Annotated in this window: 7 protein-coding genes; 4 read left to right on the top strand and 3 right to left on the bottom strand. The window is 58.1% G+C overall.

Features of this window, described 5'->3' with window-relative positions:
- Window positions 1-426 precede the first annotated feature (426 nt).
- Window positions 427-3,339, bottom strand: a complete 2,913-nt coding sequence (locus RX972_RS26960; protein ID WP_087272468.1) for a ribonucleoside-diphosphate reductase subunit alpha — start codon at window positions 3,337-3,339, stop codon at window positions 427-429.
- A gap of 815 nt (window positions 3,340-4,154) precedes the next feature.
- Here RX972_RS26960 and fhuF point away from each other — a divergent pair.
- Complete coding sequence (gene fhuF / locus RX972_RS26955) at window positions 4,155-4,838, top strand: siderophore-iron reductase FhuF (RefSeq protein ID WP_316880024.1); 684 nt, start codon at window positions 4,155-4,157, stop codon at window positions 4,836-4,838.
- Window positions 4,839-5,025: 187 nt separating this feature from the next.
- Here the strand turns inward: fhuF and RX972_RS26950 are convergent, their stop codons facing one another.
- Together RX972_RS26950 and RX972_RS26945 are read right to left on the bottom strand one after the other, a co-directional pair.
- On the bottom strand, window positions 5,026-5,751 hold the full coding sequence (locus RX972_RS26950) for a 4'-phosphopantetheinyl transferase (RefSeq protein ID WP_316880022.1): 726 nt from the start codon (window positions 5,749-5,751) through the stop codon (window positions 5,026-5,028).
- Window positions 5,752-5,944: 193 nt separating this feature from the next.
- Window positions 5,945-6,739 (bottom strand): dienelactone hydrolase family protein, encoded by a 795-nt coding sequence (locus RX972_RS26945; protein WP_027901319.1) that lies wholly within the window; start codon window positions 6,737-6,739, stop codon window positions 5,945-5,947.
- 186 nt (window positions 6,740-6,925) lie between these two features.
- On the opposite strand from RX972_RS26945, the gene RX972_RS26940 reads away from it, so the two are divergent.
- The 3 genes from RX972_RS26940 to RX972_RS26930 all read left to right on the top strand — a co-directional run bounded on the left by RX972_RS26940 (window position 6,926) and on the right by RX972_RS26930 (window position 9,554).
- Window positions 6,926-7,309 carry a hypothetical protein gene (locus tag RX972_RS26940; RefSeq protein ID WP_231674964.1) on the top strand — a complete coding sequence of 128 codons (384 nt, stop codon included), beginning with the start codon at window positions 6,926-6,928 and terminating at the stop codon, window positions 7,307-7,309.
- Between the two features lie 224 nt (window positions 7,310-7,533).
- Window positions 7,534-8,211, top strand: a complete 678-nt coding sequence (locus RX972_RS26935) for a response regulator transcription factor (protein ID WP_095094996.1) — start codon at window positions 7,534-7,536, stop codon at window positions 8,209-8,211.
- Complete coding sequence (locus RX972_RS26930; protein ID WP_027901317.1) at window positions 8,208-9,554, top strand: ATP-binding protein; 1,347 nt, start codon at window positions 8,208-8,210, stop codon at window positions 9,552-9,554. Before RX972_RS26935 ends, RX972_RS26930 begins: the two co-directional genes overlap by 4 nt.
- Window positions 9,555-9,670 lie beyond the last annotated feature (116 nt).

The following is a 9,670-nucleotide window of genomic DNA, read 5'->3' as shown; positions in this document are numbered from 1 at the left end:
CGCTTTCGCGAATGAATTCGCTCCTACCGGGATGGGTGTTCACAGCGTTAACACCTGACTGCACTGTTTTTGGTAGGAGCGAATTCATTCGCGAAGGCATTTCTCCTGCAAAAAATCTGCGTCTGACGCACCGCTTTCGCGAATGAATGCGCTCCCACCGGGATGGGATTAATTGGGAAGGATGTGCGGTGTCAGGTTGTTTTGTTGCGATGGGTTTTGGTGCAGTAGGCTTTGTTTGCAGCGAGGGAGAGGGGGGTACGCGGGCGACCTGTGCAGGTAGCGGTTTTGCGGGGTGAAGCCGGGAGGGTTTGAGGCTCCCGGTTTGTATTTCGGTAGTTACAGCAGGGTGACCTTATCGCGGGCAAGCCTCGCTCCCACAAGGAATATTATTCCAGAGGGAGAGCGAGACCAGCTTTCAAGATTGCCTTATTGGCAAGCTTCGCAATCCGGCTCGTCGATCGCACAGGCCTTAGGCACTGGTGCTGGACCGGCCGGTGCAGCTTCGGTTGGACGCGGGGCGGTGATCGCCGAGTCGTCCGGGCCGTGGCCGCCGCTCGATACTGCGTTGAGCTTGCCGGTGTTGACGGTGGATTTCTCGGTGCTGGTCGCAGCCAGGGCACGGAGGTAGTAAGTGGTTTTCAGACCACGGTACCAGGCCATGCGGTAGGTCACGTCCAGCTTCTTGCCCGATGCACCAGCGATGTACAGGTTCAGGGACTGAGCCTGGTCGATCCACTTCTGACGACGGCTTGCTGCATCGACAATCCACTTGGTGTCGACTTCGAACGCGGTGGCGTACAGGTCTTTGAGTTCCTGCGGGATGCGCTCGATCTGTTGTACCGAACCGTCGTAGTACTTCAGGTCGTTGATCATGACCGAGTCCCACAGGTCGCGGGCTTTGAGGTCGCGAACCAGGTACGGGTTGATCACGGTGAATTCGCCCGAGAGGTTCGATTTCACGTACAGGTTCTGGTAAGTCGGTTCGATCGACTGCGATACGCCAGTGATGTTGGCGATGGTCGCGGTCGGTGCGATGGCCATGATGTTGGAGTTACGAATACCTTTCTGTACACGGGCACGTACTGGCGCCCAGTCCAGGGTTTCGTTCAGGTCAACGTCGATGTACTTCTGGCCACGCTGCTCGATCAGGATCTGTTGCGAATCCAGCGGCAGTACGCCTTTGGACCACAGGGAACCCTGGAACGTCTCGTAGGCACCGCGCTCGTCGGCCAGGTCGCAAGAGGCCTGGATCGCGTAGTAGCTGACAGCTTCCATCGATCGGTCGGCGAACTCGACAGCAGCGTCGGAACCGTAAGGGATGTGCTGCAGATACAGCGCGTCCTGGAAGCCCATGATGCCCAGACCCACTGGACGGTGACGGAAGTTGGAGTTCTTCGCTTGCGGCACCGAGTAGTAGTTGATGTCGATAACGTTATCGAGCATGCGAACGGCGACGTCGATGGTGCGCTTGAGCTTATCGGTGTCCAGTTTGCCGTTGACGATGTGGTTCGGCAGGTTGATCGAGCCCAGGTTGCAGACCGCGATCTCGTCCTTGTTGGTGTTCAGGGTGATCTCGGTGCACAGGTTCGAGCTGTGAACCACGCCCACGTGTTGCTGCGGGCTACGCAGGTTGCACGGGTCTTTGAAGGTCAGCCATGGGTGGCCGGTTTCGAACAGCATCGAGAGCATCTTGCGCCACAGGTCTTTGGCCTGGATGGTCTTGAACAGCTTGATCTTGCCTGGGTATTCGCTCAGGGCTTCGTAGTACTCGTAACGCTCTTCGAAGGCTTTACCGGTCAGGTCGTGCAGGTCCGGTACTTCGGATGGCGAGAACAGGGTCCATTTGCCGTCATCGAAGACACGCTTCATGAACAGGTCAGGGATCCAGTTGGCAGTGTTCATGTCGTGGGTACGACGACGGTCATCACCGGTGTTCTTGCGCAGCTCGATGAACTCTTCGATGTCCATGTGCCAGGTTTCCAGGTAAGCACAGACCGCGCCTTTGCGCTTGCCACCCTGGTTAACGGCTACGGCGGTGTCGTTGACGACTTTCAGGAACGGTACAACGCCCTGGGATTTGCCGTTGGTGCCTTTGATGTACGAGCCCAGCGCACGAACCGGAGTCCAGTCGTTGCCCAGACCGCCTGCGAATTTGGACAGCATGGCGTTGTCGTGGATGGCGTGGTAAATGCCCGACAGGTCATCCGGAACGGTGGTCAGGTAGCAGCTGGACAGTTGCGGACGCAGGGTGCCAGCGTTGAACAGTGTAGGCGTCGACGCCATGTAGTCGAAGGACGACAACAGGTTGTAGAACTCGATGGCGCGGTCTTCTTTGGCTTTCTCTTCGATTGCCAGACCCATGGCCACACGCATGAAGAAGATCTGCGGCAGTTCGAAACGGATACCATCCTTGTGGATGAAGTAACGGTCGTACAGGGTTTGCAGGCCCAGGTACGTGAACTGCTGGTCGCGCTCGTGGTTGATCGCCTTGCCGAGTTTTTCCAGGTCAAAGGTGGCCAGGATCGGGTTCAGCAATTCGAACTGAATGCCTTTGGCGATGTACGAAGGCAGGGCCTTGGCATACAGGTCGGCCATTTCGTGGTGAGTAGCGCTTTCGGCTACTTCCAGGAAATTCAGGCCTTCAGCGCGCAGGGTGTCCATCAGCAGGCGGGCGGTCACGAACGAGTAGTTCGGCTCGCGCTCAACCAGGGTACGGGCGGTCATCACCAGTGCGGTGTTGACGTCTTTCATCGCCACGCCGTCGTACAGGTTTTTCAGGGTTTCGTTCTGGATCAGGTTGGCGTCAACTTCAGCCAGGCCTTCACACGCTTCGGTGACGATGGTGTTCAGACGACCCATGTCCAGCGGCGCAACGCTGCCGTCGGCGCGGGTGATGCGGATCGAAGGGTGGGCGTCGACCGGTGCGTCGGTGCCACGAACGGCACGCTCCTTGGAGCGCTCGTTACGGTAGATGACGTAGTCGCGAGCCACTTTCTGCTCGCCGGCACGCATCAGGGCCAGTTCAACCTGGTCCTGGATTTCTTCGATGTGGATGGTGCCGCCCGAAGGCATGCGACGCTTGAAGGTAGCGGTAACTTGTTCGGTCAGACGGGCCACGGTGTCGTGGATGCGCGAAGACGCAGCGGCAGTGCCGCCTTCAACTGCAAGAAACGCTTTGGTGATAGCGACGGTGATTTTGTCATCGGTGTAGGCGACGACAGTGCCGTTACGCTTGATCACGCGCAGCTGGCCGGGAGCGGTCGCGGACAGATCCTGTTGGGACTGGCTTGTCTGCGGCGCCGGGTTCGGCGAGTTCTCGCGAGTTGTGTCTGTTTGCATGGGTGTCTCCACATTCTCTATGTTTGTTTGGGTGCTAATCAGCACCCACCGATCCGGTTTGTAGGCATTCAGTCGACAAAAACGCCGGCTGTAACGACCTCAAAACGGAATGGGGATGGCGGATTTCACCGTCCCTGGCTTTGAAGTCAAAAAGGCAGCGAAATCGTTGCTCGCTGCCTCGGGAAATCTGTTGGATGATGCCTGTTAAATATTGCAACAAATGCTTGAATTTGCTGCGGTCAAAGAGGGTATGCATGCTCGGGTGTCTGGGGCGCAGCTTGGGCTACCGAATGAACCTTTGGTTCAACCCTCGACACGTAAGAAAAATGCTTGAAATCCCTGTTCGACTTGTGTTGGGTTTTTTGCGTAAAACCCTACATGTAGGGTTGTTCGTGAAGCCGGGCTACAAGATAAAGCGTTTTGGACACCAATTGCAACGCACTACCTGTGGATAAAGCTGTGTGTAATTGGTGTATGAAAGCTCCGTATCGCGTGTAGGCCGCATAACTACTGGACCGGCGCCCCTATGACGCTTATTAAGGTTTTTTTACGACGGTGAGCTGATTTTTGAGGGCGCGAACCCTATCACAGAAAATGCCTTTGGCAAGCGCGTTTTGGCATGTGGTGTGCTTGAGGAAATGATGGATAGAATTGTTCGAGTTGTGGTTTTGAGGACTGTCCTTCCCTCAATGCAGATGTTGTTCCTGTAGGCGCTGCCGAAGGCTGCGAAGGCGGTGTATCAGGCACATCGGTTTCGCAGCCTTCGGCAGCTCCTACGTAAGTTGAGAACTCCCTTTTCCCAATCAGGAAGCCTGATGAGTCACCCATTATTCAGTGGCGCACTTGAGTGCTTCGGGCAGAGCCTGCTGGCTGAAGACGATCCGCGGGCGGTGAGGCCGTTGCCGGAGCTTTTGCAGGCTGAGGCGCTGGACGCGCTGTTGCTGAATATCTATGGCGCTGAGTTGCTGGCCAGTCATCGACAGGTGTTGGTGTCGCAGTGGTCCAAATATTACTTCATGCAAGTGATCCCACCGGTTGTGGTGGCGGGGTTGGTGCAGGGCTGGTGCTGGGCGTTGCAGCTGGATCAGATCGCTGTGGCGCTGGACAAGCGCGGTGTTCCGGTTGCGTTGAAATTCCTCGGCGTTGGCGCGAGTCAGCCTGTGAGTTTTTCAGGGCTGATGGATGACAATCTGCATCCTTTCATTGATGCGCTCAGCCGGCTGGGCGATGTATCGGCGGCGGTTCTGTGGGGCAATGCCGGGGATTACCTTGAGCGCTGCCTCGTGCAACTGGGCACGTTGACCGACACCTCGCTGGACGTGGGTTATGCGCTATTGCGCAGCAAGACCTTGAGCGATGGGCGACGCAATCCTCTGTTCAATGCCATCCACTATGTGGGCGAACCGCCACGTCGCCAGCGGCGCAGTTGTTGCTTGAGCCATCAAGTGGCGTGGGTGGGGCGGTGTGAGCATTGCCCGACAGGAGCAGTGACGGGCTGACAATACCGGGTAGCGGGAAATTTATATCTGCCTGCACACACCGATTTGGTGGGAGCGAATTCATTCGCGAAGAGGCCGGTACATTCACAGCATTTTTTTCGTCGGGAATATCGCCTTCCCGAATGAAGTGGAGCGCCACCCCGGTCGGTCCCACAGGTCCGTGGTGAATGTGTGACGGGGCAACGGGTCACGCAGGCACTGCCACCAGGCTCAACACATGCTCGCCCTGCACGCTGAATTGCCCTTCCAGTTCCTTGCCGTTGTGCCATTCGCCGGACAGGTCGGTCAGCAGGCGCAAGCGGGCTTTACCGTCGGTGGACCAGTGCAGCAGTTGCGCGTCTTCAAAATAGAAACGTTTCTGCACGATGGGGTAAAGGGCCTTGAACAGCGCTTCTTTTATAGAGAAGGTCAGCGTCACGTGCAGAGCAATCTGCTCCGCAGGCCCTGCAGCCATTTGCTGCATTTCCCACGGCGTGAGGATTTCCCCGGCCAGACGGGTGGCGCGCTCGTGACTGAGCAGGTTTTCAGTGTCCAGCCCCAATCCACGCCAATGCTGTTTGTGCGCGACGATGGCCGCGGCCCAGCCGGTACTGTGGGTGATTGAACCGCAAATGTCGGCTGGCCAGATCGGCGCGCGGTCTTCGCCGATGTCCGGCACCCAGTCGCGACCGTCCAGATGCTGCAGCGCCGCCCTGGCGCATAAACGGCCTGCGAGAAATTCGGTTTGCCGTTTGGCGACAGAGCGCTGGATGCTGGCCGGAGGCGTGATGACGCAGCGCTGGAAATCGCCCTCCACGAGTTGTTTGGGATCGAAGTGACTGCTGACCAACGCCACATTCGCCAAGGCATGAGGCAAGGGCCAATGGTGATGCAGGGCGGGGCAACAGGCGGGGAGGTGAGGGTTTTGAGTCATGGGCGGCATTTTGCCGGGGGAATGCGGTACTGGGAAGCGGCTCGCTAAAGGCGTGCGCTATAGCCCGGCCCACATAGATCCTGTAGGAGTGAGCTTGCTCGCGATGAGGCCAGTACACCTGATACATGTCCAGCGCCGGGAATACAGCTATCGCGAGCAAGCTCACTCCTACAGGAGAGCGTCCTGAGCGAGTTTACGCGCCAAACACTTTCTTCAAAAACGCCTGCATATCTTTCCACGAGCTTTCGTCAGCAGCTTTGTTGTAGCCGATGTCCGGGCCGCCGTGTTCGCCGTGGCTGAGGCGGTCGGCGTCGGGGTTGGTGAAGCCGTGTTTGGCGTCGGCGAGGCTGACGAATTTATAGTCGGCACCTGCGTCGTCCATTTCCTTTTTGAAGGCAGCGACGTTTTCCGGGGTGACCATGCTGTCTTTAGCGCCGTGCTCCACCAGCATCGGGACTTTCACGCCACCGGCCTTGGCGGGGGTGTTGGTGACCAATGCACCGTGGAAGCTGACCACGCCAGCCAGCGGTTCGCCGCGACGGGCCGCATCCAGAACGATCTTGCCGCCGAAGCAGTAGCCGATAGCGGCGATTTTCTTCGGATCGGTCTGCGGTTGTTTCTTCAGTTGCTCAAGACCTGCATCGAAGCGCTTGTTGGCCGCGTCGCTGTCTTTCAACGCCGCCTGCATGAAGCCCATGGCGTCTTTCGGGTGTTCGGTGTTCTTGCCTTCACCGTACATATCGATAGCCATGGCGCTGTAGCCGAGCGCTGCAAGGTCACGGGCGCGACGCTTGGCGTAATCGTTCAGGCCCCACCATTCATGAACCACGATGATGCCGGGACGCTGGCCTTTGATGGCGTCGTCATAAGCGTAATAACCCACCAGCGGGGTGCCGTCGGCGCTTTTATAGTTGATCTGTTCGGTCTTGATGGCCGCCTGAGTCACACCGGCCAGCCCCATCATCAGCAACGCAATCCATAAACGCATGATCGACACCTTCTATATAGCGGTTGGGAATGGGTAGGAAGATTAACGCATTGTGACGGGTGTTTTTTAATGTGTGCGGTAGATAGTTGTTCAGCGCAGGTTCAGTGGGTGTTCAGGGCTGGTTCAGGGCGCGCAGACTAGTCTGGTGCCGTACCTGAACAGCGCCCGGCGCAAGAGGACTACACCATGACGACACTCAACAAGTTTTTCTTGGCTTTGGCTTTTCTGGGCGGCAGTGCTGCGGCGCAAGCGGCGGACAGCGGCAATGAAGTTTCCCGAGCACCGCTGAACAAAAGTGGCGAACGGGTCGACAGGTTTGGCGAGAGTGGCAGGTCGCTGGGTGAGGGTGTCTGGAGTCAGGGGTTGAGCGAGCAGGTCGATGACCGGCCCCGCGCCGACCGGCTATATTATTCTGCAACGTATGACAGCCTGTCGGGTACATACAATGGCGTGCCGGTCGCGCCGAAAACGCTGTCGGGGCACTATGATCTGCACCAGGCTCATGTGGCCTCGCTTAATACTGAAGAGGGCGGTTCGCAGCATTGGAAGCCGGTGCAGCAGTTGCTTTGAGCGTCACACCTCGTGTCCGAGGCGATGCGCTGTAATGCCACAAATAAAGCTCTGTAGGCGCTCACGAGCAACACGAGGCAGCGATAGCGGTCTGCCTGATAAATCGCAATCGCGGCCTCGCGTTGCTCGTGCGCTCAGAATGTATTTCAATTCAGTGGTTTGTAGTTGTTTGGCATGGCTGCGGAGTTGATTTTAGAACGTGAAACATCACCCGGGAGAGCTGCATGAAGTTGCTGGTGGTTGAGGACGAGGCGCTGTTGCGTCATCACTTGCAAACCCGATTGACCGAGGCTGGCCATATCGTTGAGTCGGTCGCCAACGCCGAAGAGGCGCTCTACCAGGTGGGCCAGTTCAACCATGACTTGGCGGTAATCGACCTCGGGCTGCCGGGCATGAGCGGGCTGGAGCTGATTCGTCAGTTGCGCACCCTCGGCAAGGCGTTTCCGATCCTGATTTTGACGGCTCGTGGCAATTGGCAGGACAAGGTCGAAGGCCTGGCTGCCGGGGCTGATGATTACGTGGTCAAGCCATTTCAGTTCGAAGAGCTGGAAGCGCGCCTCAATGCCTTGCTGCGCCGGGCCAGCGGGTTTACCCACTCGACGATTATTGCCGGGCCATTATCGCTGGACCTGAACCGCAAACAGGCGACTCTGGAAGAGCAACCGCTGCCGCTGACCGCCTACGAATACCGGATTCTCGAATACCTCATGCGCCATCATCAGCAGGTGGTGGCCAAAGAGCGCCTGATGGAGCAACTCTACCCCGATGACGAAGAGCGCGATCCGAATGTGATCGAGGTTCTGGTCGGTCGTCTGCGGCGCAAGATCGAAGGTGCCGTGGCCTTCAAACCCATTGAAACCGTGCGCGGGCTGGGATACCTGTTCAACGAGCGCTGCACATGATTCGTTCGCTGCACCTGCGCCTGATGATTGGCGCAGCGACCCTGGCAGTGATTTTCATGCTACTCATGTTGCCCGCCTTGCAGGGCGCATTCAGCCTCGCGCTGCGCGGCTCCATCGAGCAGCGGCTGGCGTCCGATGTGACCACCTTGATTTCCGCCGCCAGAGTCGAGAATGGCCGTCTGTTGATGCCATCCGTGCTGCCCGGTGAGCAGTTCAATCTTCCCGGCTCGCGCTTGCTGGGCTACATCTATAACCGTCAGGGTGATCTGGTCTGGCGTTCGCTGGCTACTGAAGACGAATACATCGACTACCAGCCGCGCTACGACGGCAAGGGCAGTGAGTTCACCACGATCAAAGAGTCCAACGGCGAAGAATTCTTCGTCTATGACGTGGAAATCAGATTGCTCGGCGGCCGTAATGCGGCCTTCAGTATCGTGGCGCTGCAACCGGTGCGCGGTTATCAGGAAACCGTCACTCAGCTGCGGCAAAAGCTTTATCTCGGGTTTGGCGCGGCGTTGCTGGTATTGCTCGCGCTGCTGTGGCTGGGTCTGACCTGGGGGCTGCGTGCCTTGCGCGGTTTGAGTCAGGAGCTGGATCAGGTGGAGTCGGGCCAGCGCGAGAGCCTGAGTGAAAATCATCCGAGCGAACTGTTGCGTCTAACCGGGTCGTTGAACCGGTTGCTGAGCAGTGAGCGCGAGCAGCGGATTCGTTACCGCGACTCCCTCGACGACTTGGCTCACAGCCTGAAAACCCCGCTGGCGGTGTTGCAGGGCGTCAGTGAAAACATCGCAAAGCGACCTGAAGATGTCGAGCAGGCGCGCATACTGCAATCCCAGATTGAGCGCATGAGTCAGCAGATCGGCTATCAACTGCAGCGGGCCAGCCTGCGCAAGAGTGGGCTGGTGCGTCATCACGTCAGGCTCCGGCCGGTGGTGGAAAGCCTGTGCAATACGCTGGAGAAGGTCTACCGCGATAAACAGGTGAAAGTGACGCTGGACCTGCCCGACGAATGCGTGGTGCCGATGGAAGAGGGCGCCTTGCTGGAAATGCTCGGCAACCTGCTGGAGAACGCGTATCGGTTATGTCTGGGGCAGGTTCGCGTCAGCTTGCGGACGTCCGAAGCCGGGGAAGAGTTATGCGTTGAAGACGACGGCCCCGGCGTGCCGGAACACCAGCGCGAACGTATTTTGCAGCGTGGCGAACGTCTGGACCGCCAGAACCCGGGTCAGGGCATCGGGCTGGCGGTGGTTAAAGACATCATCGAAAGCTACAACGCGCGGTTGACCCTGGGTGATTCGCCACTGGGCGGGGCTGTGTTCAGGATTCATTTTTTCGCGGGGTAGGCCCTGTCCGTTCCCGATATTCCGGACACACCGAATGAGCTTTGTGGGAGTCGCCCCGGTGTCCCTGACACCACGCTGTCGCGCAGCAAACACGGACCCTGTAGGAGTGAGCTTGC

It is taken from the genome of Pseudomonas syringae group sp. J309-1 (assembly GCF_032582135.1).
Taxonomy (GTDB): Bacteria; Pseudomonadota; Gammaproteobacteria; order Pseudomonadales; family Pseudomonadaceae; genus Aquipseudomonas; species Aquipseudomonas quasicaspiana.
Note: the sequence above shows the minus strand (reverse complement) of the source record. Positions and strands in the feature narration are given on the sequence as shown.